A 26150-nucleotide genomic window follows, 5' to 3' on the forward strand; every position below is an offset into this window, starting at 1 on the left:
GTCCTCCGGAGTCCGTCATGCCGGCTGATGCAGACAGCACCGTCCACCGCAACTGTCCTGGGGGATGGCAGCAGCTTGCGTCCCTGCCCGCCGGCCCGATGCCGCCCGGTCGCTTCCTTCCCCTCGCGCTGGCCTTGTGCGACGCCCTCGAGTCGCTGCAGCAGGCTGAAGCCTGCTATGGCCAGCTCAGTCCGGACACCATCTTCGTCTGCCTGCCCGACCTGCAGGTACGCCTGCTCGACAGCGGCGCGCCTGGGCAGTTGCTGGGCGAGGGCACCCACGTGATCCGCAGCACCCATGCCCTGCCCTACATGGCGCCGGAACAGAGCGGCCGGATCGGCCAGCGCCTGGACGCGCGCTCGGACTGCTACGCGCTGGGCGTCGTGTTCTACCAGCTGTTGGGCGGAACACTGCCGTTCGAGGCCAGCGATGCGCTCGAATGGGTCCATGCCCACCTGGCGCGGGTGCCGCCGCTGGCTCCCCTCCGGAAGGCCGGCGTGCCCGACCCGTTGCCAGACATCGTCATGAAGATGCTCGAGAAATCCCCGGACCGGCGTTACCAGAAGCTGGCCGGCCTGCGGGCCGACCTGGCGCAGTGCTGGCACCAGTGGCAGGCCGCCGGCGCGCTCCTTCCCTTTGCCGTCGGGCGCCACGATACCGGGGGCAGGTTCAGGACCATGCGCAGGCTGTACGGCCGCGACAGCGAAGTCGGTGCGATGCGCGCCGCCTACGGGCGGGTACTCCAGCGGGGGGCATCCGAACTGCTCCTCTTGTGCGGGCCGGCCGGCGTCGGCAAGTCGGCCGTGGTCAAGGAGCTGGAACAGGACGTCAACGCACGGGGCGGAGTTTTCGTGGCCGGCAAGTTCGACCAGTACAAGCGGCAGATGCCGTATTCCACCCTGGGCGTGGCCTTGTCGCAGCTGGTCGACGCCTTGCTGGGCAGTGATGAAGCAACGCTGCAGGCACGCCGCGAGCAGCTCGAGCATGCCGTCGGCGCCAATGCCGCCCTGCTGCTCGACCTGCTGCCGCATGCGCGCCTGCTGCTGGACGGATCGCGACCGCCGCCGGCCCTGCCGCCGAGGGAAGCACAGCGGCGCCTGTTCGGGGTGCTGCGCGGCTTTATCACCACTTTCGCCGGCGCGGCACGTCCGCTGGCCCTGTTCCTCGACGACCTGCAATGGGCCGATGCCGACACGCTCGCCTTCCTCCACTACCTGCTGGTCGAGACCGACACCCCGGGACTGCTCGTGATCGGGGCCTACCGCGACAATGAAATCGGCGCCGGGCATCCGCTGGCCGGGGCGCTGGCGCGCGCCCGCGCCGCCAGCCTGCCCCTGACCGAGGTACGCCTGGCTGCGCTGTCGGCCGGCGATTTCGCCGCCATGATTGCCGACGCGCTGGGCATCGCAGCCGGCGAGGCGCAGCCCCTGGCGGCGCTGGTGCACCGCAAGACGGCTGGGATTCCCCTGTTCGCCCTGCACTTGCTCAACCGGCTCGAGCGCGAGGGCCACCTGCGCCGCGATCCAGGCGACGCGGCCTGGCAGTGGGACATCGATGCCATCCACGCGCAGGGCTATAGCGACAATGTGGTCGACCTGATGCTCGATGCGATCAAGGACCAGCTCTCGAGCGAGGCCCTGGAACTGCTGCAGCTTGCGGCCTGCATCGGCTACCTGGTCGACCTCGACCTGCTGGCCAGGGTCCGCGGCGGCACCCAGCAATCCGTGCGCAGCCTGCTGCGTGAACCCCTGCACGCGGGCTTCGTCGACCTGGTCGACCGCACCGCCCTGCGCTTCGCCCACGATCGCCTCCGCCAGACGGTGTACGCCCTGATTCCACGCGCCCGGCGCAGCGCCATCCACCTGGAGGTGGCACGCTGCCTGGGCGAGTCCCTGCGCCCCGGCGTGCCCGATGGGGGCGAGCGCGTATACGACATTGCCGACCAGTTCAACCTGGGCAGCGCCGATATCGCCACCGAGGACGAGCGCCGCGAACTCATGGCCATCAACCTGCAGGCGGGGCTGAAGGCGAAAGCGGCGGGCGCCCACGCAACGGCCGCGCATTACCTGGAAACGGGCCTGCGCAGCCTGCACCCGGCAGACTTCGAGACCGACTACCACACAGCCTGGACGCTCGGTTTCGAGCAAGCCGGCTGCTGCTACCTGCTCAATCGAACCGACGAAGCGGCCGCACTGCTCGACCTGGCACTGGAACAGGCACGCGGGATCGTCGACCGCGCGCGCGCCCTGCACCTGAAAGTCGAGCTGCGCTCGGCGCTGGCGGACAATGCGGGCGCGCTGGCGGCCATGAGGGAATGCACCGGCCTGTTCGGCATCACCGTGCCGATCGCGCCGTCCGCGCAAGAGGCCCTCGACGAAGAAGCGCGGTTCTGGGAGGCGCTCGGCACCCGTCCCATCGCCTCGCTGGCCGCCATGCCGGTGCGGAAAGGGGACGACGCCCACGAATTCCTGCTCGACGCGATCCTGATCGCCATGCCGCAGGCCAATATGCACAGCGCGGCGCTGTTCCACCTGCTGGTAGGACATGCCGCCAACATGAGCCTGCACCACGGCAGCAAGGGCGAAGCGGCGCTGTCGTATGCCCTGCTCGGGATCGTCTGCTGCCTGCGCGACGAGATCGACAGGGTGCGCCAGCTCGAGGAGGTCGCGCTGGCGCTGGTGCATTCCACCGATCCGCCGGTGCCAGAACGCCATCGGGCGCCGGTCCTGCTGGCGGTCGGCGGCTACCTGGCGCCGTTCACCCGGCCCCTGCAGGCGGCGCTGGCCGAGCTGCATGGCGCGTTCGAGGCCGCGCGGCGTGGCGACGAGCCGGTGGCGGGCAACCTCGCCTGCGAATATATTGCCGAGCTGCGCTGCGGTGCGGGCGATCCGGTGGCCGAGGTATTGCAGGACGTTGAAACGCGCATCGATTTTGCCGAACGCACGGCTTACACGCTGTCCAGGCCGGTGCTGGAAGCCTGGCGCGCCTGGCTGCGGCTGCTGCGCGGCCAGACCAGGCATGCCTTGAGCTTCGACGCCGACGGCTTCGACGAACTCCGCTTCGAGCAGCAGCTGGCGGCCGGCCCGACCGCCCCGGTGCACTTCGTCTATTACAGCCTGAAGCTGCAGGCGCGCTACCTGTTTGGCGACCATGCCGGCGCACTGGACGCCGCCGCGCAGGCGCATGCCTGCTACCGCTTCGCGGCGAGCAGCTTCCAGCGTGCGGAATTTCATTTTTACCGAGCCCTGGCTGCCGCTGCCATGTGCCGGACCATGGCCCCGGACAGCACCGAACGGCAGCACTACCTTGGCATGGTCGAGGAAGCCTGCAGCCGCCTCGCTGCCTGGAACGGGCATTGTCCAGACAATTTCGCCGTGCGCCACCTACTCCTCGGCGCGGAACGCAGCGCGCTCGCAGGCGAGCGCGATGCCGCCATCGGTGCCTATGTCCGCGCGATCGAGGCGACGCAGCAGGCCACCTGCCTGGGCGCTTTGGCGCGTGAACTGGCCGCAGGGTTTTGCTACGGCCACGCGGCCCCTGGCCTGGGCGACACGCTGCTGGCCGCCGCCACTGGCGCCTATGCCCGCTGGGGCGCCGACGCGAAAGCGGCCCAGCTGCGCGCACGCCTGCCGCCCGGAGCCGCGTCCGGGCCTGGCGCCGGCACAGACAGCGGCATCGTGCAGGCGGCACCATTGGCGAACGACGCCTACATCGACCTGCTGGCCATGGCCAGGGCAGCGCAAGGCATCGCCCATGAAGTGACGACCGGCCGGCTGCACGACACCCTGCTGCGCACCCTGGTCGAACTGGTCGGGGCCGGGTGCGCCCACCTGCTGGTCTGCCGCGGCGATGCGCTGGTGTTGAAGGAGAGCGCCCGCTACCACGACAACCGCTTCGAGCTCGAACATCACCAGGACCTGCCCGCGCTGCCTGGCTGCCTGCCCGCCGCCATCGTCCACTATGTGGCGCGGGCGCGGGCCCCGCTGGTGCTCGACGATGCCTGCGCCGCCGGGGCGTTCGCCCAGGATCCCTACCTGCGCAACCAGCGCCTGTGCGCCGTGCTGTGCCTGCCCATCCTCAGGCAGCAGGAGATGGCCGGCGTGCTCTACCTGGAAAACACCGAGCTGGCCGGCGCCTTCGCCCGCGTCAACCTGCAGGTGCTGGAATGGCTGCTGGCCCAGGTCGCCATCTCGATGGAAAACGCCTCGCTGTACGAAGAACTCCAGGAAAGCGAAGCGCGCCTCGCCACCGTGATGGAACACGTGCCGGCATGCGTTTACATGAAAGACCTGGAGGCGCGCTACCTGTTCGTCAACCGCGAATTCGAAAAAACCTTCGGCGTCGCGCTTGCCGACACCCTGCACACGAACGATTTCGACCATTTTGCCGACACGCCCCACCTGGCCGAAGCAATCCGCAGGACCGACATGGCGGCCATGCGCGAAGGCACCATCACGATCGAGGAAAGCCTGGTGGCGGCCGATGGCCTGCCGCATACCTTCCTGTCCGTAAAAACGCCCTTGTACCGGAATAACGAAGTGAATGGCCTGTGCGGCATCAGCATGGATATCAGCGAACAGAAGCGCGCCCGCGAGCGCATCGAGTACCTGGCGCACTACGACATGCTGACCGGCCTGCCCAACCGGCACCTGCTGGCAGACCGGCTCGACCAGGCCCTGGCCGACGCCCGCCGCACCAAGAGCCCGGTCGGCGTGCTGGTGCTGGACCTGGACCGCTTCAAGGTGATCAACGATTCGCTGGGACACCGCGCCGGCGACTGGCTGCTGCGCGAGGTCGCGGCCCGGCTCAAGGCCTGCGTGCGCGAAGCCGATACCGTGGCCCGCATCGGTGGCGACGAGTTCGCCGTGATCGCGACCGGACTGGCCGACAGCGCCTCCGTGCGCCTGGTGGCGGCCAAGATCATCGACAGCCTGTCGCAGCCCTTCCTGATCGACGGCCACCAGGCCTCGACCGGCGCCTGCATCGGCATCAGCCTGTTCCCGCAAGACGGCCTGACCGGCGACACGCTGCTGCAATACGCCGACCTGGCCATGTACGACGCCAAGGAGCGCGGCCACAAGCTGCTGCAGTTCTACGACCAGGCGATGGACGCCCGGGCCCAGGAACGCATGACCCTCGAGACCGAACTGCGCAACGCCATCGACAGGCATGAACTGTTCCTGTTGTACCAGCCCCAGGTGAACCTGCGCGACCACCACATTACCGGCGCGGAGGCGCTGGTACGCTGGCAGCACCCGCTCAAGGGCGTCGTTTCGCCGGCGCTGTTCATTCCGCTGGCCGAGGAATGCGGGCTCATTTCCGAGATTACCCAATGGGCGATCGCGCAGGCCTGCTCCCAGCTGCGCAAGTGGAAGGAAGCCGGCTTGCCGGCGGTATCGCTGGCGGTGAACGTATCGGCACTGAATATCCAGCAGGACGACTTGTACGGGTCGGTGGAAAGCGCGCTGGCCACCGAGGGCCTGGCCGGCAGCTGCCTCGAACTCGAAGTCACTGAAGGCACGCTGATGAAGGACATGGACGCGTCGATCCGCAAGCTGGTGGACCTCAAGCGGCTGGGCATCGGCATCTCGATCGACGATTTCGGCACCGGCTACTCGAGCCTGAGCTACCTGAAGCAGCTGCCGGTCGACAAGCTCAAGATCGACCAGTCCTTCGTGCGCGACATCGCACACGACCCGGACGGTGCGGCAATCTCGGGCGCCATCATCGCCATGGGCCGCCAGCTGAAACTGCGGGTGATCGCGGAAGGCGTGGAAGACACCGCGACCGAGCGCTTCCTGCTGAAGCACCGCTGCGACCAGATGCAGGGCTACCTGTTCAGCCCACCGATCTCGGCGGATGCCTTCACCATCATGCTCGCCTGAACGTGTCGGACCGGCGGCAAGGGCACCGGCTCTTCTTTCGGCGCGCCGGCCAGGTCGGCGCGCAGGCGCTGGAACTCGGGCGAGGCGCGCAAGGCCGCACTACCTGCCTCCTGCAGTCGCCGCACCTGCCACGGCAGGATCGTGAGCGCCGTGGGGACCTGCAGCAGCTGCCCGCGCAGCCCGTCATCTTCGAGGTCCCGCAGGCTGACGCTGATCACGTGGATCTGGGCGTCGGCGGCAAACGGGCTGCCCTGCTTGCCCCGCACCGCCGCCAGTTCATCGCTCCAGTGGCGGGCGCTGTCGCTCATCGCTGCCAGCGTTTCGCCGGTCGCGCGTGCGCCGGCGCCAAAGATCAGTGCATTGAGCACCTGGCCCAGCCCGGGCACGGCATCGCTCTGGTCGATACGCGCGCCGATATCGCGTTCGGAGTTCACGCTGACCAGCACGATCTTGCGCACCGAGCCGGCCGGCAGGTGCTGGAAGGTCGCGTCCAGCGTGCCCGCGGCCACCGCGCGCACCAGCAGGCCGCGCACGCCCAGGTTGTCGACCAGGCCGCCGTCCACCAGGTGCAGGTAAGGGCGTTCTTCGCGGTCGAGGTAGCTCTGCGCGCTGGCCTTGAGCAGCCGCGCCTGCAAGTTGCTGTCGTCGAGCGCCGCTGCCGCCACCTGGCGCGACTCGGGGCAGGTTCCCGCGTAATTGCGCATGGTAACGGGGCTCAGCAACAGCGGTACCGCGGACGAGGCGGCCACCGCGTACGACAGGGGCACGCTGTCCAGGTCGGAGCAGATCAGGGCAAATTGCTGGGGGCTGAACTCGAATGGCGCGCCGGTGGTCAGGTCGGTGGCCGTCACCAGCAGGCGCGGCCCGTCCGGCCGGGCCCGGAGGTCGGCGAAGGTCCGGCCCCGGTACAGCGTGTCGAGTTTGTCGGCCAGCACATTCGAGCGGCCGTACCAGGGAGAACTGGTACGGTACAGGGAACGTGGCGAGAATGCCTGCGCGATCAGGCCGGCCTGGAAATCCTGCAGCAGGAAGTCGTGCTCGAAGCGGGTAAAAGTCTCATCGCCGAACGCCGCGTAGTAAGTCGCCAGCACGCTGCCGCCCGACACGCCGCTAATCAGCCCGACCTCGTCCAGCAAGGTCGTGTCGCGCCCTTCCCATTCGAACCCGGTCGCCTTGAGTTCCCTGAGCACGCCCAGGCCGAAGGCGGCCGCGCGCGCGCCGCCGCCGGACAGCGTAACGGCGGCAACCAAGGATGGCGCAGCTTCGCCTGACGCCACCTGAACCAGCTGCACCGTCTGCGCCGAAGACGCTTGCGAGGGCACGCCGTCGCCGATCGGACTGTTGATCCAGGGTCGCGCCGTCGAGCAGGCGGAAACCAGCAAGGCCATGCCCGCCGCCAGCGCCGCCGAGCGCAGGCGGCGGGCGCCTGCAGGCATCAGCGTGCGCAGCCGGCGCAGGTCTGTCCATAAAGATTGCGTCCGCACGCCGGCCTCCTTACAGCGCCAGCCAGGTGCCGAGCGCACGCAGGCTGCTTTCATCGAGCTCACCGGCGGCTGCCGACAGGCGCAGGCGCCCCAGCAGGTAGTCGGCGCGTCCCTGTACCAGGTCCAGTTCAGCGGAATACAAGCGCTGCTGGGCATCGAGCACGTCCAGTTCGGTGCGGGTGCCGACGTCGCGCCCGCGAGTGGTCGCTTCCAGCGCGCTGCGTGCGGACACCAGCGCCTGCTCCTGGGCCGCGACCCGCGACACGCCGGTGGTGACGGCCAGGTAGCCTTCCTGCACCTTCAGGCGCACCTCGCGCCGCGCCGCGGCCAGTTCCTGCTCGGCCTGGCCCAGCCGCGCCGCCGCTTCGCGCTGGCGCGAATTGATGGCGCCGCCTGCGTACAGGGGAACGTTCAGCATCAGGCCGATCGAACCGGTGCGGTCGCCGTCCGGGGCAACCAGCGGCGACAGGCCGCCGCTCTGGTACTTGCCGCCGTAGCTGGCCACCAGGTCGAGCGTCGGCCGGCTGCCCAGGTGGTGCTTGCCCATCTCGGAGCGGGCGATCTCCATCTCGGACTGCTTGGCCAGCACCAGCGTGCTGCGCGATTCTCCGCGCGCGTGCCACGGACCAAGGGCTGCCGGCTCGGGCGGACGCGGCTGGACCTTGGCGGCCAGCGGCGCCAGCCCGGCCGGGGCCGCGCCCGTGGTCTCGCGGAACTCTTCGCGCCGCAGGTCGAGCGTGGCCTGGATCGCCACCTGCTTGGTGGTGACGGCATCCATCCGGGCCTGGGCCTCGCGCACGTCGGTGATATTGCCCTGGCCAACGTCGAAGCGGGCCTGGGCGCGGTCGCGCTGGCGGCGCACCGCCGCCAGTTCGGCTTCGGCCACGCGCACCGCTTCTTCCGCCACCAGCACGCCGAAGTAGTCCTTCGCCACCCGTAGCGCCAGGTCCTGGCGCGCGGCGTCGAAGCGGACCTGGGCCAGCACCGACTGCTCGCGCAGCTGCTCACGGCCGGCGTGGGCGGCGCGGTTGTAGAGCGGCTGCACCAGCTGCACGCTGACCTGGCTCGAGGTGCCGGAACTGCTGGAAGCAAGCAGGCCAGCGATTTGCGGCGGCAGCTCGCCGCCCTGGCTGTGGTGGATGCGGCTGACTCCCGCCTGCAGGTTGACGCGCGGCTTGAGCAGCGCATCGCCCTGTACCGCCATTTCACGTCCGGCCAGCAGGGCCTGGTTGGCCCCCAGGCTGGTCGGTTCGTGGGCAAGGGCCAGGCGGTAGGCCTCGGCCACGTCCATGGCGCTTGCGGCGCCGCCTTGGAGGGACATCAGGAGCGCCGCGGCGCCTGCGAAAATTTTTAGCTTGTTCATCGTTTTACAACCTCATCAAGCGCGGGTGGGACGCTGTGCGCGATACCACGCCGCATACAGGGCCGGCAGGAAAATCAGGGTCAGCAGGGTCGCCACGAACAGGCCGCCCATGATGGCCCAGGCCATCGGGCCCCAGAACACGGAACCGGTCAGCGGCACCATCGCCAGGATCGCGGCAAGCGCCGTCAGGACGATCGGGCGCAGGCGCCGCACCGCGGCTTCGACGATCGCATCCCACAGCGGCACGCCGGCGACGACGTCCTGGTCGATCTGCACCACCAGGATCACCGAGTTCCGGATGATCATCCCGGCCAGTGCGATCACGCCCAGCATCGCCACGAACCCGAAGGGGATCTGGAAGGCCGCCATGATGATCGACACGCCGATCAGGCCCAGCGGCGCAGTCAGCAGCACCAGCGCCATTTTCTTCATGTCCTGCAACTGGAGCATCAGCAGCACCAGCACGACGATGATGGTGATCGGCATGACCTGGAACACCGAGCGCTGCGCCTTGGCGCTCGATTCGGTCGCGCCGCCAGCCTCGATGCCATAGCCGAGCGGCAGTTTCTTGGACAGGGCATCCAGCTTGACCTGGAGGGCAGCCGTGACGTCCGGTGCCTGGGCCCCGGTCACGTCGGCCCGCACGGTCAGGGTCGGGATGCGGTTGCGGCGCCACATTTCGCTCTCCTCGCTGTCGAGGCTGATGCGCGCCACTTGCGAGACCGGCACGAACTTGCCTTCGCGCAGATAGATCCTGGCGTCCTTCAGGTTGTTCAGGTCGGTGCGTTCGGCCGCCACCAGGCGCGCCACCACGGCAATCGCCTGGTCATCCTCGCGGTACTGGGTAATCGGGGTTCCCGACAGCGAAGCCTCGAGCGTGGTCTTGATCTGGTAGGAACTGACGCCGAGGGCACGCGCCTTGTCCTGGTCGACGTCGACGCGCACGCGCTTGACGCGCTCGCCCCAGTCTGCGTTCACGGCGCGTACATGCGGGTCGCTGCGCACGGTGGCAGCCACCTGTGCGCCAATCTCGCGCACCTTCGCCGGATCGTTGCCGAACACCCGGAACTGCACCGGATAGCCGACCGGGGGGCCATTCTCGAGGCGGTTGACGCGGCCCCGCACGTTGGGGAAGCGCTCCTCGAACAGCTTGCGCACGCGTGCCACCACGCGTTCGCGCGCTTCACCGCCCTTGGTCATCACCAGCATCTCGCCCAGGTTCAGGTTCGGCGTCTGCACGTCCAGCGGCAGGTAGAAGCGCGGCGCGCCGTCACCGACGAAGCTGGTCACGGCTTCGACGTCCGGGTCGCCCTTGAGCAGGCCTTCCAGTTCGCGCACTTCGCGCTCGCTGGCCTCGAAGGTGGCCGCCTTCGGCATCCACAGGTCCACCATGAGTTCTGGGCGGTCGGAAGCCGGGAAGAACTGCTGCGGGACCGTCTTGAACAGCATCAGCGAACCGACGAAGGCTGCCAGCGTAATCGCGATCACCCAGCCGCGGCGCTGCAGGCACAGATCGACGAAGCGGCGGAACTTGACATAGAAGCCTCGCTGGTACACCGCGTCCTCGTCGTGCGACGCATCCTTGTGCTCCTTGAGCAGCTTGAAGCCGATATATGGGGTGAACAGCACCGCCACCACCCAGGACAGGACCAGCGAGATGCCCACTACCTGGAACAGCGAGTACACGTATTCGCCGGTACCGGATTTGGCAAAGCCCACCGGAAGGAAGCCGGCCGCCGTGATCAGGGTGCCCGTCAGCATCGGAAACGCGGTCGCCGTATAGGCATAGGTCGCGGCGCGGAACTTGTCCCAGCCTTGCTCCAGCTTGAGCTGCATCATTTCCACCGCGATGATGGCATCGTCCACCAGCAGGCCAAGGGCGATGATCAGGGCCCCCAGCGAGATGCGCTGCAGCTCGATGCCCATGAGGTACATGACCAGGAAGGTCGAAGCCAGCACCAGCGGGATGCACAGCGCCACCACCAATCCGGGGCGCACGCCCAGCGAAAAGAAGCTCACGGCCAGCACGATCAGCACGGCTTCGGCAAGGCTCTTCTTGAATTCATGCACCGATTCCTCGACCACGCGAGGCTGGTCGCTGACGGCATGTATCTCGACCCCGACCGGCAGGCTGGCGCGAATGCGCTTGACTGCCGCGTCGAGTTCCTCGCCGAGATGGATCACGTCGCCGCCCTTGCGCATGCTCACTGCCAGGCCAAGCGCTTCCTGTCCGTTGTAACGCATGCGCGCCACTGCCGGCTCGACGAAGCCGCGCTTCACGTCGGCGATGTCGCCGAGGCGGAAGGTGCGCTCGCCGGCGCGGATGCCGATGGCGCGGATACCCTCGACCGAATCGAATTCGCCGCTGACCGTCAGGCGCACCTGCTCCGCCCTGGTCTGCACCGTACCGGCCGCGGCGACCGCATTGGTCTGTGCCAGCGTGCTTGCGATCAGGGCCGGGTCCAGGCCCAGCGACGCAAGTTTGGCGGTCGACATCTCGACATAGATCTTTTCTTCCTGCTTGCCGACGAGCTCAACCTTGTTGACGTCGGACACGCGCAGGAATTCGTTGCGCGCCGCGTCGGCCATCTTGCGCAGGTCGGCGTAGTCGAAGCCGTCGCCCGTGACCGCATACATGTTGCCGTAGGTATCGCCGAATTCATCGTTGAAGAACGGCCCCTGCACGCCCTGCGGGAGGGTGTGGCGGATATCGGCGACCTTCTTGCGCACCTGGTACCACACGTCCGGCACGCGCGACGGCGGAACTTCCTCGCGCAGGTTGATCTTGATCTGGGTTTCTCCCGGCTTGACATAGGTCGAGGTGTAGTCGATCTCGGCCACGCCCTGCAGCGTGCGCTCGACCCGGTCGGTCACCTGGTCGGCCATCTGCTGGGCCGAGCTACCCGGCCAGTAGGCCTGCACCACCATGGTCTTGATGGTGAAATCCGGGTCTTCCTTCTGGCCCAGGCTGGAATACGCCAGGATCCCGGTGACCGTCATCAGCAGCAGCAGGAAGGCGATCATCTGCTGGTGCTTGAGTGCCCATTCGGACAGGTTAATGCCTTTCACTTGCCACCTCCGCCCAACAGGACCTTCTGGTTGGGCTGCAGCATGTGCACGCCTGCGCTGACGACGATCTCGCCGCCCTCCAGGCCGCTCGTCACCAGCACGCTGTCGTCCTGGGCGCTTCCCAGTTTCACTTCGCGCGCGGCGACACGGCCGCTCTTCGGATCCACGATCCACACGGTGCGCTTCGCGCCATGGTCGACCACGGAGGTCAGCGGCAGCCGGATTGCCCGCTTGCCGTCGACATCGGGGGCCAGCACCGAGGCGGTCATGCCGAGGCGCAGCAGTTGCGGGTCGGGGTCGGCGATGGCGATGCGGGCCGAATAGGTGCGCGTGACGCTATCCGTATCCGGCGCCAGCTCGCGCAGGCTGCCGCTCCAGGTGCGGCCCGGGTAGGCCCAGACCGACACCTGCAGCTTGCTCGATGTGCGCAGTTCACCCACGCGTGATTCGGGAATGCTGATGGCGACTTCGCGTTCGCCGTCGGCCGCCAGTGTGACTACCACTTGTCCGGCGGCCACTACCTGCCCGGTTTCCACGGCCAGCGCGCTGACCACGCCGTCGCGGTCCGCGACCAGGGTCGTGTAGCCGCGCTGGTTGACAGTCAGCTGCTGCTGCGCCAGCGCGGCGCGCAGTTGTGCTTCGGCCTGCTGCAGCGCCAGGCGCTGGTGGTCGAGCTCGGCGCGCGATGCAAACTGGCGGTCCAGCAATTGCTCGGTACGCTGTACGTCCACCTTCGCCTGCGCTACCCGGCTGCGCGCCGCATCCACCCCGGCGCCGGCCGAGGCCAGCTGCAGGGTTTCCTGCGCTGCATCCAGTTGCAGCAGCGGCTGGCCGCGCTTGACGTGGCTACCGACGTCGACCATGCGGGCCACGATCTTGCCGCCCGTCCGGAAGCCCAGGCGGCTCTCGTAGCGGGCGCGGATCTCGCCCGAATAGCTTGCGCCGACCGTCCCGGCGCTTTGCCCGGCCACGACGGCACGCACCGGGCGCACTTCTTCATGCTTGGCGGACGGCGCGGGGGAGCAGCCGGTCATGACGGCGGCTGCGCTCATGACATAGGCAGCAGTACGAATATATTGGTTCACTTGGAGTCCTCCAGAATCAGGAAAACGGAATATACATCATTCCGACAGAAATGTCATCCTGACGTTTTCTTCATCCTGACATTAGTGGCATTTTGCCGACAGGCGTGGCGAAGCCGGCGCCGGATGGGCATCCGGCGCCGGCTGGCAGATAATGAAGGGAGGGGGGTAAGCGGGGGGACGTGCGGGCGAAACGGGAAACGCGGAGGGGTTCGGGCCCTGGCTCAGGCCCCGGCTTGCGCCCCGGCGGCGGCGCGCAGCTGGACGCGGGCCAGCAGCGAGTCTTCGGCAGGGACCAGCCGCGGCAAGGGCTGCGCGGCCAGGCGTTCGGCTTCGCCTGCCGGCATGCCGAGCGCACGCAGGATGCCGGCCACGATGGTGTCGGGGTAGTTCTTCGCAACCCGGCTGTGCGCCATGCGGTCGATGGCGACCAGGGACGCGCCCTTGATGAGGTCGACCAGGGTCTCGACCGGTGCGGCGATGAAGTCGCCGCGCTTCTGCCCTTCTTCCAGGTCGGCCGGCAGGAAGTGATAAACGGCGCTCTGCTGGCGCGCTTCCTTTCCCGCGCCAGCCAGGCGCAGTCCGGCCCCGGCCAGGAAACAGGCCAGCAGGCGGTGCGAACGGGTCAGGTGCAGGTAGGAGCGCAGTGCCAGCGCGACCCGCAGGGGCGGATCGGCCACCTCGCCGACCACGCTTTCGATCAGCACGATCATTTCGCTGCTGAGCTCATTGCTGACGGCGGCCAGCAGGTCTTCGTTGGTGCGGAAATAGTTATAGAAGGAGCCCTGCGACACCTCCGCCGCCGCCACCACGTCCGGGATCACGCTGGCGCCGACGCCTTTGTCGGCAAACACGATCATGGCGCTTTCTACCAGGCGCTTGCGCATGCGTTCGCGCCGTTCGGCGGCGACGCGGGGACGGTGGTCATTCGGGTTGGCGGCGGTCGGCATGGGCGTTGTCATGTTGTGGGAGTCGTCAGGATGATACCAGAAGCAGGCGCGACGGCACCAAGCTCCGGCACTACCTCGGTGCGGCGCAGGATCGAGCTGGCCGGCAGCTCGAAGGCAGGCAAGGGCAGCGTGGCGACCCGCGCCGCCTCGGCGTCGCCCATGCCGAGCGCCCGCAGCAGCGCGCGTGCACTGGCATCGACATAGTTGCGCTCCACCGGCCCGCAGGCCGCCGCATAGGCGGCGCTGAGCACGACCCCGATCGTGACATCGGCGGCCAGCGGCTGGCTGATGTTGCGGAAGCGCCTGGCGCGGATGCCCAGCGCCAGGTCGCGCCCCATGTACTGCAGGCCGAGCAGGCTGCTGTTCGCGGTCGGGAAAGGCAGGCGTGCCATGAAGGTGCCGACCAGGGGAAAGCGCACGACCGCCTGCAGCTGCATCCGCATGCCGCAGGCGATCCGCTCGGCCGGATCGGCGCAGCGCTGCACCGCCGGGTCGATGGCGCGTACCAGTTCGTCGTTGATTTCGCTGGCCACTGCTGCCAGCAACTCCTCATTGGTGCGGAAGTAGTTGTAAAAGGACCCGCGCGCCATGCCGGCGTGGGCGATGACGTCTTCGATGACTGCATGCGGTCCTTTTTGCGCGAAGACCAGCAAGGCGCTTTCCAGCAGCCTTGCGCGGGTCTTTTCTCGCCGGCTCGCGGCGACACGGGTGCGGTGGTTGATTGTCTCTTCTTTGCTCATATCCATTCGTCCTGGGGGCATTCTATCCAGTTTCGTCTTGACAGTCCAGTCATTATGACGCTACTGTCATTTTATCGAATTTCGGCTATCGAATTTCGGCTATCGAATTTCGGCTATCGAATTTCGGCTATCGAATCCCGGCCGTCCAGGCCTGGCGGCGATGCCAGGCAATACCTGCCTTCCCTTACCACCCACAAGGAGTTCCCGTGTCTTCCGCAGTACCCTCCAGCGGCCGGCTGACGTCCAGCACGATCATTGCCGCAAGCTGCGTGCTTGCCCTTCTCTATTTCGGCCGCGACGTGCTGCAGCCGCCTGCGCTGGCGATCATCGCCAGCCTGGTGGTCGCGCCCATGATCCGCGGCCTTGGCCGCATGGGCCTGGCGCGCCTGCCCGCCATGCTGCTGTCGCTGGCGGGCATCGCCGCCTGCGCGACCGGCGCCGGCCTGCTGCTGGCCTCGCAGCTGGCCGGGCTTGCAGCCGAATTGCCGCACTATCACGAGGCCATCCGCAAGAAGACCGGCGAAGTGCGCGCCCTGGCCGAACGCCCGCTGGCCCGCCTCGAGGCCGGCTTCAATGCGCTGGCCGACGCGCCTGCGCGCACCGGCGGACCTGTCGCACCGGCGGCCCAGGCAGTTGCGGCGCCACAGCTCCCGGCCGGGCCTTCGTTGTCGCAGCTACTCGCCATGGCCTGGCGTCCGGCCGGCGCCGCGGGCCTGGTGCTGGTCCTGCTGCTGTTTATCCTGCTCGAACAGGAAACGCTGCAGGACCGCCTGATACGCCTGGCCGGGCAGCGTGAAATCAGCCGCACCCTCGGGGCGCTGGCCGATGCCACCCGCGGCGTCTCCCGCTTCTTCTTTTCCCAGTTCCTGGTCAATGCTGCCTTTGCCATTTGCGCCGGCCTGGCCCTGTGGATGGCCGGGCTTCCCCATGCGCCGCTATGGGGAGCGCTCAGCGGCGTGCTGCGTTACGTGCCCTATCTCGGCGTGCTCGGTGCGGGCATGGGAATCGGCCTGTTCGCTGCCGCGGTCGATCCCGGCTGGAGCCTGGGCCTGACCTGCCTGGCGCTGTTCGCCCTGCTCGAACTGCTGGTGGCCCATGTGATCGAGCCCAAGGTCTATGGCCACAGTACCGGGCTGTCGCCGCTGGCGGTGGTGAGTTCTGCGCTGTTCTGGGGCGTGATCTGGGGGCCGGTGGGACTGCTGGTATCGACGCCGCTGACCGTGTGCCTGGTCGTCGCCGGCCGCTACGTGCGCGCCCTCGAGCCCCTGGCGATCCTGCTGGGACAGGCGCCCAGCGTGACGGCGGCGCAGCGCTTCTACCAGCGCTGCCTGTCGGGCGAGACCGGGGCCATCCTGTGCGATGCCGGCGCTTTCCTGCGCCGCGCGGGCTTCGCCCGCTATTGCGACCACATCCTGCTGCCCGGCCTGGCGCTCGCCGCCGCCGACCTGCAGGCCGGGCGGATCGACGCGCTGCAGCAGGCCCTGATCCGCCGCACGGTGGCCGAGCTGGCCGAAGCCATGGCGCCGAGCGCAGGTGCGCCGGCGCCGCGACTGCGCAGCCGCCGCACCTCGCTGCTCGATGCCAGTATCGGCGCCCACCTGCGCAAGCTGCGCGAGGCGCGCCTGGGGCGCTGGCAAGGCCCGCTCGACGTTCCCCGCCATTCGATCGTCCTGTGCGCCGGGCTCGCGCTCGAACGCGACGAGCTGCTGGGCGAACTGCTGGCGCGCGCCCTGCGCGAAGCCGGAATCGACGCACGCAGCCTGACGCTGCCACTCCCCCACGAGGAACACGATCCGGCCAGGGCGGACCTGGTTTCGACGGTATTCCTGCCTTATCCGCTGGAGGGCACGGTCGGCGCGTGGCTGGAGGCCGTGTCCCGCCTGCGCGCCCTGCTGCCCCATGCGCTGGTGCTCACGATCCGCCACCCGGCCGATGGCCCGGACAGCCAGCACGGCGCCATCGCCCCGCATGTCGACATGGTCCTGCGCTCGTTCGAAGAAGGCCTGGCCTTCGTCTCGCCAGCGCGCCCGCTTTCCGGATGACGAGTCCCTACATTTTAATTGACACGTCTCTCATTATGACGATAATGTCAGTTTAATAGAGTGGCCGCTATCCGGCGGTCCGACTACCTCGGAGACATCGTGTCGCATGCAATCCCAGGCGCCCTGCGCGCTCCCGTCGCCTATCCGGAAAGCCAGCGCCCCGGCTTTGTGCAAAAGCTTGCGCGCCCGCCGGCCCTGCTCAAGGCCCAGTCGCTGGCTTTCCTCATGTTTGAAAAGCCCGACCTCGAGGCCTGCCAGGCCTTCCTGGAAGATTTCGGCATGCGTCCCGCCAGGCGCCTGGCGGACGTATTGTCGATGCGCGGCAGCGGCAGCGAACCCTGCCTCTACCTTGCCCGGCGCGGCAAGCATGCGCGCTACCGCGGTGCCGCCTTCACCGTGCCCGGCCTGGCCTGCCTGCACCGCATGGTGAGCGAAGCCGGGGCGCGGCCGCTGCGGCCTTCGGAAGTCCCGGGCGGCGGCGAAGGCGTCGAACTGGTCGACCCGGCCGGCAACCTGGTGTGGCTGGTCGCGGGCCAGGACCAGCTCGACCCGCTGCCGCTGCGCGCGCCCCTGCACCTGCAGGCCAACACCCTGGTTTCCACACCCCGCATCAACCAGGCCATCCGGCCGCCGCTCGAGCCGGCCCATGTCGCACGGCTCGGCCACGTGGTGCTCCAGACCGTCGATTTCGCCACCATGGCCGACTGGTACATGCGCCACCTGGGGCTGATTCCCACCGACGTCCAGTACCTGGAAGACGGGTCACCCAACCTGTGCTTCTTCCGGCTCGACCTGGGCGAGCGGCCGGCCGACCACCATTCGCTGGTGCTGGCCGGCGGCCTCGAAGAGAAATACGAACACAGCGCCTACGAAGTGGTCGACCTCGACGCCCTCGGCCAGGGCCAGAACGTGCTGCGCGCAGCAGGCCACCGGCACATGTGGGGCATCGGCCGCCACGTGCTGGGCAGCCAGCTGTTCGACTACTGGTACGACCCGGACGGCATGGAGTTCGAACACTACACCGATGGCGACCTGTTCACCGCCGACCACGAAACCCATTACGTGCCGCTCGAGCTTTCAGGCATCTGGGCCTGGGGCGACGACGTCCCCGCGTCGATGGGCGTGAAGCGCGATGCCGCCACGCTCTACAAGATCGCCAGGCTGCTGGCAGGGGGACGGCTGTCGCTGTCCCGCCTCAAGCTGCTCGGCCGCGCCATGGCCCGGCCGCGGCCGTGGCTGTAGGCGCCCTGTCATTTTTCAATCAATTGCAACACAAGGAGAAGCACCATGACCGTCAAGATCGTCCGCTACGAGCATGAAGGGGATGCCGCCTGGGGCGTGGTCCATGGACGGCGCATCGCGCCGCTGCCCGGCCGTTATGCCAGCACCGCCGACTTTATCGAGCAGGGGCTCGACGAGGCCTGGAGCAGCCGTCCGGAGCAGGCCAGCCTGCCGCTCGACGGCGTGGTGCTGCTGTCGCCCGTCACCGGCGGCCAGCAGTTCGTCTGCCAGGGCATCAACTATGCCAGCCATGTGCGCGAGTCGGGCATGGATCCAGCCCGGATCGGTTTCAATACGCTGTTTACCAAGGCGCCGTCGAGCCTGACCTCGGCCCGCGCCGACATCGCCCGTCCGCCCCACGTGCGCCTGCTCGACTACGAAGTCGAACTCGGCCTGGTGATGCGCCGCCCGCTCAAGGAGGCGGCCAGCATCGGCCCCGACCAGCTGCACGAATGGCTTGCAGGGGTCACGATCGTCAACGACATCTCCGCACGCGACGTGCAGCTCCCGCAAACCCAGTTCTACAAAGGCAAGAGCTACCGCGGCTTCGGTCCGACCGGCCCCTTCCTGGTCTTGCTCAGCCCGGACGAATGGAAGCGCTGGCCCGAACTGCGCATGCAGCTGTCGGTGAACGGCAGGGCGCGCCAGGACGCCTTCTGCGGCGACATGATCTTCAGGCCGCACCAGACCCTGACGGAATTGTCGAACCTGCACGACCTGGGGCCGGGCGACCTGATCGCCACCGGCACCCCGGCCGGCTGCGCCGCGCGCGCGCCCGGCAAGCTGGTGCTGTGGGTCATGAAGCACCTGCTGTCGGAGCAGGCCAAGTGGAAGCTCTTCATTAAAAAGGGGCTGGTGAATCCCGCCTACCTCCAGCCGGGCGACCTGATCCAGGCCACCATCGCCACCGAAGACGGCGCGATCGACCTCGGCGAGCAGCTCAACCGCGTGGTGGCAGCATGAGCCGCTCCAGCTTTGCCGCCACCATCGGCCAGTTCGGCGGCCCCAGCCAGCTGGCCGTCGGCGCCCTGCCACGGCCGCAGGCACGCGCCGGCGAGATCGTGGTCGAGGTCGAAGCCGCCTCGGTCAATCCGATCGACGTGCGGCGCCGCGCCGGCTATGGCCGGCGCCTGATGTCCCTGCTCGGGGCCGCACGGCTCCCGCTCGTGCTGGGCAACGACTTCGTCGGGAAAGTCGCCGCGGTGGGACGCGGCGTGAGCGGCCTGCGCGAAGGCGACGCGGTGTTCGGCGCCATCCCGCCATCGAGCCGCGGCACCCATGCCACCCATGTGGCGCTGAAGGCCGTGCATGCGGCGCTGCGCCCGCCCGCTATCGAAGCCGCCACGCTGGCGGCCCTGCCCTACAACTACCTGACCGTGATGCGCGCCTTCGAGGGGGCCGGCATCACACCCAGGAATGCCGCCGGGCGCGAAGTGCTGGTGCACGGCGCCACCGGCGGCCTGGGACGCATCGCCGTCGCGCTGCTGCAGCAGATGGGCGCGCGCATCACTGCCAGCGGCGGACGCCGCAGCGCGGGCCCGGGGCAGCTGTTCGACCAGCGCAGCCCGCCCCTGGCCGCACTGGCCCCGCATTTTGCCGCCACCCTGAATTTCGCCAGTTGGGACGACGAGCCCGCACTGCTGCGCCTGCTGGCGGAAGACGCCATTGGCCACGCCACCACCGTCCACCCGATGCTGGGCTTGCTCGACAGTGCCGGCGTGGTGCGCGGGGGCCTGGCCGCGCTGCGGGCCAAGCGCAGGATGGCGGCCCTCGCGCCGCCGGGCGCGCGCTATGCCTGGAGCGTGTTCCGCCCGGATCCAGCGGCCCTGTCGGCCCTGGCCGGATCGGCCGCCACGCTGCTGCCGGCACTGGTGGAAACCTTCCGCCTCGACCAGGTGGCCGAGGCCCACCGCCACGTCGAACGGCGCGACCCGGGACGCGCCATCCTCCTGCCACAAGAACACATCGACCTGAACTAAGGAGACACCATGTTCCAGACCGACTACGGCGCCAACCCCGGCCAGGGCATCGCCACGCTTGCCGACATCGAGCGGGTGGAGGCAACCCCGTGGGGCGAACTGCTGCCAGCGCGCACCACGTATGCGCTGCTGCGCCTGGCCAGCGAGCGCCATCCGCAGCGCACCGCACTGCGCTTCCTGCTGCATGCCGATCCCGGCGCGCGCGACTTTGCGCTCAGCTACGAGGGACTGGCCGAGCGCGTCACGCAGGCCGCCAACGCCTTCTACCGGGTCGGGGTCACGGCCGGCCAGGCCGTCGCCCTGCTGCTGCCCAACCTGCCCGAGATGCAGTTTTCCCTGTTGGGCGCGCAGGCCGCCGGCATCGCCAATCCCATCAACCCGATGCTGGAAATCGACCACATCGCGGCCATCATCGATGCGACCGGTGCCCGCGTGCTGGTGACATTGGCGCCGCAGCCGGATAATGCGCTGTTGTGGGACAAGGCGCTGGCGCTGGCCGAACGCTGCCCGTCGATCACCTCGATCTTCGCCGTCGACCTGTGCAGCTATGTCGACGCCCGCAGCGCGCAGCAGCTCGAGGCGCTGCGCGTCCAGGCGCCGCGGCCGGCCCGGCCGGAGGTGCGCGTGCTGGGATTCAGCGCCGCGCTGGCGGCCGAGCGCAGCGACCGGCTGGTGTCCGGACGCACCATCCTCGAGTCCGACCTGTGCTCCTACTTCCACACCGGCGGCACCACCGGCCTGCCAAAAGTGGCGGCGCACACCCACCTGAACGAGAGCTTCGTCGCCTGCATGCTCGCGCTGCTGCAGCCGGGACCCAACGTGGTGCTGTGCGGCCTGCCGCTGTTCCATGTCAACGGGGCGATGGCGACCGGGCTCGGCGCCTTCCACGCGGGATGGGAAGTAGTCATGCTGACGCCGCAAGGCTATCGCGGCGAGGGCGTGCTGAAGCATTTCTGGGCGCTGGCCGAACGCTTCCGCGCCAGCAGCTTCAGCGCCGTCCCGACCATCCTTGCAGCCCTCGCCGCCGAGGGCCCGGGCACGGCCGACATCCGCTCGCTGCGCCAGGTCTTCTGCGGCGCCGCGCCGCTGCCGGCCGAAACCGCCCACCGCTTCGAGCAGGTCACCGGCGTACCCGTCTGCGAAGGCTACGGCCTGACCGAAACCGCCTGTCTCGCCACCCTCAACCCGCCCAGCCGTGCGCGCCGCACCGGCAGCGTCGGGCTGCGCCTGCCGCACCAGCAGGTCCGGATCTGGAAGGTCGATGCGGCCGGCCGCGCCGCCGGCGAATGCGCCCCGGGCGAGGTCGGCGTGATCGGGGTGTGCGGCCCGAACGTGTTCCCTGGCTATCTGCGGGCGCACGACAACGAGGGCATCTGGCTCGCACCCGGCTGGCTCAACACGGGCGACCTGGGCTATCTCGATCTTGATGGCTTCCTGCGCCTGACCGGTCGTGCCAAGGATTTGATCATCCGCGGCGGCCACAACATCGATCCGGCGCTGATCGAGGAAGCGCTGCTCAAGCACCCGGATGTGGCGCTGGCGGCCGCGGTCGGCCAGCCCGACGAGCATGCGGGCGAGCTGCCGGTCGCCTTCCTCACCCTGAAACCGGGCAGCACCGCAGGGCCGCAGGAACTGCTGGAGGCGGCGCGCGCCCTGGTGCCGGAACGCGCCGCAGTGCCGGTGCGGATCGAGGTGCTGGCGCAGATGCCGCTGACGCCGATCGGCAAGCTGGCCAAGGCCGAGCTGCGCATGCGCGCCGCCCGCTTCGTGCTGGGCGAGCGCCTGGCCCGGCACGGTATCCCGGCAAGGGTCGAGGTGGCAGCCGATGCGCGCCATGGCGTGCTGGCCACGCTGCACGGCGCCCCCGCGGCCTGCGAGGAAGCACGGCGCGTGCTGGGCGCCTTTGCCATTGCACTTGCCACCGCAGCGGACCCGGACGCGACCGCATGACAACAATAAAGGAGGAGACACCCGTGGATACATTCATACCGCAACAGGTCGACGTGCTGCTGGTGGGCCTGGGGCCGGTGGGCGCAGCCGCCGCCAACCTGCTCGGCCGCCATGGCGTGCGTACGCTGGCGATCGACAAGGCGAAAGAGATCTACACCGCGCCCCGCGCGATCGTGCTGGACAACGAAGCGCTGCGCATCCTGCAGATGGCCGGGCTGGAAGACGGCGCCTTCGCCACGCTGGCGGTGCCGAAAGTGGAAATGCATTCGCCGCTGTTCGGGAATTACGCGCGCGCCTACACCGCCGGCCACGTCGACTGCCATCCGCGGCTGGTGACCTTCTTCCAGCCCGAACTCGAACGCGTCCTGCGCGAGCGCCTCGCCCGGCACGCATGCGTGGACACCGCGCTCGGCGTCGAGCTGACCGGCTTCGAGGAACACGCCGGCGGCGTGCGTGCCACCCTGCTCCTGGAAGACGGCCGTACGCAACAGGTGGAGGCACGCTACCTGGTCGGCGCCGACGGCGCCCATTCGCGCGTGCGGCGACTCGCCGGGATTGCCTTCGACGGCAAGACCTTCAGCCAGGACTGGCTGGTGGTCGATGCCGTCGACGTGCCTGTCCCGATCGACCACGTCGAATTCATCTGCGACCCGCGCCGCCCATCGCCGCACATGGCGGCGCCCGGCAACCGGCAGCGCTGGGAATTCATGCTGCACCCGGGCGAAACGCACGAGCAGATGGAACGGCCGGAACAGATCCGCCGCCTGCTCGCTCCCTGGTGCGATGCCGACCGCGCCACCATCGAGCGCACCGCTGTATACCGCTTCCACGCGCGCATCGTCGACCGCTTTTCGGCAGGCCGCGTGTTCCTGGCCGGCGACGCCGCCCACATCACCCCGCCCTTCGTCGGCCAGGGACTGGTGGCCGGACTGCGCGACGTGGCCAACCTGTGCTGGAAGCTGGCCTGGGTCGTGCAGGACCGCGCCGCGCCGGCGATCCTGGACAGCTACGACGCCGAGCGCCGCCCGCACGCCAAATCGATCATCCAGATGGCCTTGTGGATGGGGCGCCTGGTGATGCCGCGCAACCGCCTGGCCGCCTTCGGCGTGCATGGCCTGATGGCCTTGCTGCAGGCGATTCCCTTCACGCGTTCCTACTTCCAGGACCTCAAGTTCACCCCACCGAACCGGTTCCGCCGCGGCCTGTTCCGCCCGGGCCGGGGCGGCTCCCGCCTGGTGCGCGGCGCACCGCTGCCGCAAGGCCTGGTACGGCGCAGCGTGGACACGCCCTGCGTCCCCAGCGACGACGTGTTCGGGCAGGCGCTGGCGCTGGTCGGCTTCGGCTGCGACCCGGCGCTACAGCTGTCGCCCGGCCTGTCGGCGCAGTGGGAAGCCGCCGGCGGCCGCATCCTGCACCTGCGCCATCGCGGCCAGCCAGGAGATGTCGCGCGCTCATGGGAAGACATGACCGACGCCCTGGTGCCGGACGCCGCCCCGGTGGGCTGGGTGGCGGTGCTGCGTCCGGACCGCACGGTCATGCACGACGGCCCGCTCGACCAGCTCGACCGCCTGGTGAGCGAAGCATTGACGCTGCTCGGCGGGCCGGACCCGGCGGCGCGGCCCGCAGCCGCCCGCGCCGAAGCCGGGCCGCAGCTGGCGGCCTAGCACCACGCCGCAACCAGCCGGCAGGACAAATGAATCGCAGTTCATCAACCCAGAAGAGGAGACAAAGATGTCCGGTTTCATCCGCTACGCCGCATTCCCGCTTTGCCTGTACGCCGCCCAAGGCGGCATCCAAGCAGCCCGCGCCGCCGAGGGCTTCGAGCCGCGCTATAACCTTGCCGGCAGTCTCGGCGGCGAAATCTTCGCCCCGCCCGACCAGGCCGGCTGGGTCTTCGGCACGGCCGCCACCCATGTCCGTGTCGACCGGGTGACCGGGGGCGACGGCGAAACTCTCACCCAGCCCATCGCCGGCGGCACGGTAGCGCTGCCTGCCGGGCTTCCAGCGGCCATGGCGCCCAGCTTTGGCGCGAACGTCGCGACCATCCCAGCCCACGGCAGCCTGGACCGCCTGGACCTGGCGCTCGCGTATTTCTCGCGCGACGTGTATGCCGGCGGCCGGCTGCTCTTCATCGCCGACCTTCCGCTGGCCCGCAAGAAGCAGACCATCCTGCCCCATGCGAAGACGCCGCTGCTGGAATGGAGCCCGCAGGCCCCGGCAACGCTGAGCGGCGCCGTGCAGGCCGGTTTCCATGAGCAGTACCAGGGAGCGCTGGCGGCCCAGGGCAGCGCCATGACCGGCGAAGTGCGCGGCATCGGGGACGTCGAGCTGGCCGCGGCCTGGCAATACATCGGGGAAAAATGGCGGGTACTCGGCGGCGCTTCGCTTGTGCTCCCGACCGGCAAATACGACACCGGTCCGGCACCGGACATCGGCACCGGCACCTTCAAGACCCTGCGGCCCGGCGTGCAGGTCGGCTACCTGCCCACGCCCAAGGTGGCGCTGGCGGCCAAGGTCTCGCTCGGCCTGAACACGCGCAACCGCGACAACGATCTGCGCAGCGGCAACTGGGCCGGGCTTGAACTCGCCGCAGGCTACATGACGCCGGTCGGGGTGGTCGGCGTGCACGCGGTGCGCGTGCAACAGTACCAGGACGACGACAACAATCCGTTCGGTCCAAGCCGGTTCCGCTCCACGAATGCGGGCGCGTTCTTCACGACCAAGGTGCCCGGCCTTGACGCGGCGCTGACCATCCAGTCGATCTCGACCAGGTCGTCGCGCTACGCCAAGGCGGGAACCATGACCCAGGTCCGCCTGATCAAGGGATTCTGACCGGCACGGCGCGCATGCCCTGCTGCTCGCCACGTGGAGGCTGGTGCGGCCAGCAGCAGTCCTCGACGATTCAGGCTTTCCCGTAGTAGGCCAGGAAGATGTCGACGGCCTGCGCCGCGTGGACGGCAAGGTCGACCCCCTCCAGGCCTTTCAAGTCGCCGAGCAGGTGCCGCTCCACGATGCCGGCTTCGTACAGCGCCTTCAGGCTCTCTGCCATCTGCCGCGGATCGCCCGGACGGAGCTCGTCCCGGGCGATCGACGCCGCCAGGAATGCGGCCAGGTTCTCGATCATGACAAGCGGGCCGCGGGTGTAGAACTCACGGCCCAGGGTCGAGCGCTCTCCTGCGGTAATGGCCAGCCGGGCCAGCGCCACGGCTTCCGCCGTCGAAATGAAGCTGAGATGCGCCTCGCCGATCCGGCGCAGGCCTGTCACCACGTCGCCCAGCGCCAGCACCTCGCTGAAAACGGTCACGCTGCGCGTTTCGGCTGCCGACAGGATCACTTCCATCAGCAAGGCTTCCTTTGAAGGGAAATACGAATAGATCGTGGCCTTGGATCCGCCGACCCGCGCAGCGATGTCGGACACCGAGCTGGTTTCGAAACCGTGTTCGCGAAATACCGCGCCGGCGGCGGCAAGGATGGCCTGGCGCTTGGCTTCTGTTTTTTGTCGCATGGTTTGCCCTAGTTGTGATGCGCGCAGTGTAGTTGACAGCGCGGCAAAGTACAGCACGATCCGGACGGCGGCAGGAGCGCCTTCGCCGCTGCATCTGTTCGTCCCCCTGCCCTACCTGGCAGCACGCAGACCTGCCATGTAGGTGGCCAACGTCGACTCCCCCTGCGCGACGAGATCGAAGCGCCTGTCCATCAGCAACCACGTGCGCACCAAGCCATCGATCATGATCCAGATAGCGAGTGCTATCGCGTGTGGAGCGGCTGCCGGCCCGAGCAGCCCCGCTTCCCTGGCCAGCGTCAGGCGCCGCTCCGCATACGACATCCAGCCGCGCCGGATTTCTTGCCAGCGCCGCTGGGCGGCATCGCCATGGTCGAGGATCGTGGCGTTCAGCATCGCGATGCGAAATATGCGTTGCAAGCGCTCGTCGCCGGCGCTGCGGCGTAATGCGGCCAGCACGTGCGCATGCAGGGCGTCGAGCGGGTCAGCCGCACTCACCGGTTCGGACGGGTACTTGCCGACGTCCAGCGGCAGCGAAGCGCGTTCGCACATGAAAGCATCGAACACCGCCGCCTTGTCCTGGAAATGCCAGTAAATGGCGCCTCGTGTCACACCCGCAGCAATGGCGATGTCGTGCAGCGTGGCGCCGGCCACTCCAATGCCCGCAAATACGCGTTCAGCGGCGTCGAGTATGCCTTCGCGCGTCGCTGCCGCGTCCTCCTTGCATCTTCGGGCCATGGATGTCTCTTCTCGCTGTCGATGTTTCAGGGGCGCAGCTCGCTATCGCACCCTCCGCCAATGAGCTCCTGACCTGCTTTCTTGA

16 protein-coding genes are annotated in these 26150 nt (G+C 68.6%); 8 read left to right on the forward strand and 8 right to left on the reverse strand.

The features are described 5' to 3' along the window. The first annotated feature begins 17 nt into the window (after nucleotides 1–17). Nucleotides 18–5885: an EAL domain-containing protein gene (locus HGB41_RS08145; protein WP_171082980.1), complete on the forward strand. Its 5868-nt coding sequence runs from the start codon at nucleotides 18–20 to the stop codon at nucleotides 5883–5885. On the opposite strand, the gene HGB41_RS08150 is transcribed toward HGB41_RS08145, so the two are convergent. The 6 genes from HGB41_RS08150 to HGB41_RS08175 all read right to left on the reverse strand — a co-directional run bounded on the left by HGB41_RS08150 (nucleotide 5831) and on the right by HGB41_RS08175 (nucleotide 14573). Next, nucleotides 5831–7369 (reverse strand): patatin-like phospholipase family protein, encoded by a 1539-nt coding sequence (locus tag HGB41_RS08150; RefSeq protein ID WP_371868484.1) that lies wholly within the window; start codon nucleotides 7367–7369, stop codon nucleotides 5831–5833. The genes HGB41_RS08145 and HGB41_RS08150 overlap by 55 nt on opposite strands. A gap of 10 nt (nucleotides 7370–7379) precedes the next feature. Then, on the reverse strand, nucleotides 7380–8690 hold the full coding sequence (locus HGB41_RS08155; RefSeq protein ID WP_229422908.1) for a TolC family outer membrane protein: 1311 nt from the start codon (nucleotides 8688–8690) through the stop codon (nucleotides 7380–7382). A gap of 57 nt (nucleotides 8691–8747) precedes the next feature. Further along, nucleotides 8748–11801 (reverse strand): efflux RND transporter permease subunit, encoded by a 3054-nt coding sequence (locus tag HGB41_RS08160; protein ID WP_171082984.1) that lies wholly within the window; start codon nucleotides 11799–11801, stop codon nucleotides 8748–8750. Further along, a complete protein-coding gene (locus HGB41_RS08165) occupies nucleotides 11798–12886 on the reverse strand; it encodes an efflux RND transporter periplasmic adaptor subunit (protein ID WP_371868485.1) in 1089 nt (362 codons plus the stop codon). Before HGB41_RS08165 ends, HGB41_RS08160 begins: the two co-directional genes overlap by 4 nt. Before the next feature lie 221 nt (nucleotides 12887–13107). Continuing rightward, on the reverse strand, nucleotides 13108–13845 hold the full coding sequence (locus tag HGB41_RS08170; protein WP_229422910.1) for a TetR/AcrR family transcriptional regulator: 738 nt from the start codon (nucleotides 13843–13845) through the stop codon (nucleotides 13108–13110). Then, a complete protein-coding gene (locus tag HGB41_RS08175; protein WP_171082987.1) occupies nucleotides 13842–14573 on the reverse strand; it encodes a TetR/AcrR family transcriptional regulator in 732 nt (243 codons plus the stop codon). Before HGB41_RS08175 ends, HGB41_RS08170 begins: the two co-directional genes overlap by 4 nt. A 206-nt stretch (nucleotides 14574–14779) precedes the next feature. Between HGB41_RS08175 and HGB41_RS08180 the strand changes: the two genes are divergently transcribed. From HGB41_RS08180 to HGB41_RS08210, 7 genes are all read left to right on the forward strand, one after another. Continuing rightward, on the forward strand, nucleotides 14780–16615 hold the full coding sequence (locus HGB41_RS08180; protein WP_171082989.1) for an AI-2E family transporter: 1836 nt from the start codon (nucleotides 14780–14782) through the stop codon (nucleotides 16613–16615). A 99-nt stretch (nucleotides 16616–16714) separates the two neighbouring features. After that, entirely contained in the window at nucleotides 16715–17857 is a 1143-nt protein-coding gene (locus HGB41_RS08185) for a VOC family protein (RefSeq protein ID WP_171082991.1), read from the forward strand. A gap of 45 nt (nucleotides 17858–17902) precedes the next feature. Then, nucleotides 17903–18859 (forward strand): fumarylacetoacetate hydrolase family protein, encoded by a 957-nt coding sequence (locus tag HGB41_RS08190; RefSeq protein ID WP_171082993.1) that lies wholly within the window; start codon nucleotides 17903–17905, stop codon nucleotides 18857–18859. Next, complete coding sequence (locus HGB41_RS08195) at nucleotides 18856–19875, forward strand: quinone oxidoreductase family protein (protein WP_171082994.1); 1020 nt, start codon at nucleotides 18856–18858, stop codon at nucleotides 19873–19875. Before HGB41_RS08190 ends, HGB41_RS08195 begins: the two co-directional genes overlap by 4 nt. Nucleotides 19876–19884: 9 nt before the next feature. Continuing rightward, a complete protein-coding gene (locus HGB41_RS08200) occupies nucleotides 19885–21825 on the forward strand; it encodes an acyl-CoA synthetase (protein WP_171082996.1) in 1941 nt (646 codons plus the stop codon). Then, nucleotides 21822–23489, forward strand: coding sequence for a bifunctional 3-(3-hydroxy-phenyl)propionate/3-hydroxycinnamic acid hydroxylase (locus tag HGB41_RS08205; RefSeq protein WP_171082998.1), 1668 nt, complete (start codon nucleotides 21822–21824; stop codon nucleotides 23487–23489). Before HGB41_RS08200 ends, HGB41_RS08205 begins: the two co-directional genes overlap by 4 nt. A gap of 67 nt (nucleotides 23490–23556) precedes the next feature. Beyond that, nucleotides 23557–24657: a transporter gene (locus HGB41_RS08210; protein WP_171083000.1), complete on the forward strand. Its 1101-nt coding sequence runs from the start codon at nucleotides 23557–23559 to the stop codon at nucleotides 24655–24657. Between the two features lie 70 nt (nucleotides 24658–24727). Here the strand turns inward: HGB41_RS08210 and HGB41_RS08215 are convergent, their stop codons facing one another. Both HGB41_RS08215 and HGB41_RS08220 read right to left on the reverse strand, forming a co-directional pair. Continuing rightward, complete coding sequence (locus HGB41_RS08215) at nucleotides 24728–25330, reverse strand: TetR/AcrR family transcriptional regulator (RefSeq protein ID WP_171083001.1); 603 nt, start codon at nucleotides 25328–25330, stop codon at nucleotides 24728–24730. Nucleotides 25331–25441: 111 nt separating this feature from the next. After that, nucleotides 25442–26065 (reverse strand): TetR family transcriptional regulator, encoded by a 624-nt coding sequence (locus HGB41_RS08220; protein ID WP_171083005.1) that lies wholly within the window; start codon nucleotides 26063–26065, stop codon nucleotides 25442–25444. Nucleotides 26066–26150: the final 85 nt, after the last annotated feature.

This window comes from Telluria aromaticivorans, assembly GCF_013003915.1.
Lineage (GTDB): Bacteria > Pseudomonadota > Gammaproteobacteria > Burkholderiales > Burkholderiaceae_D > Telluria > Telluria aromaticivorans.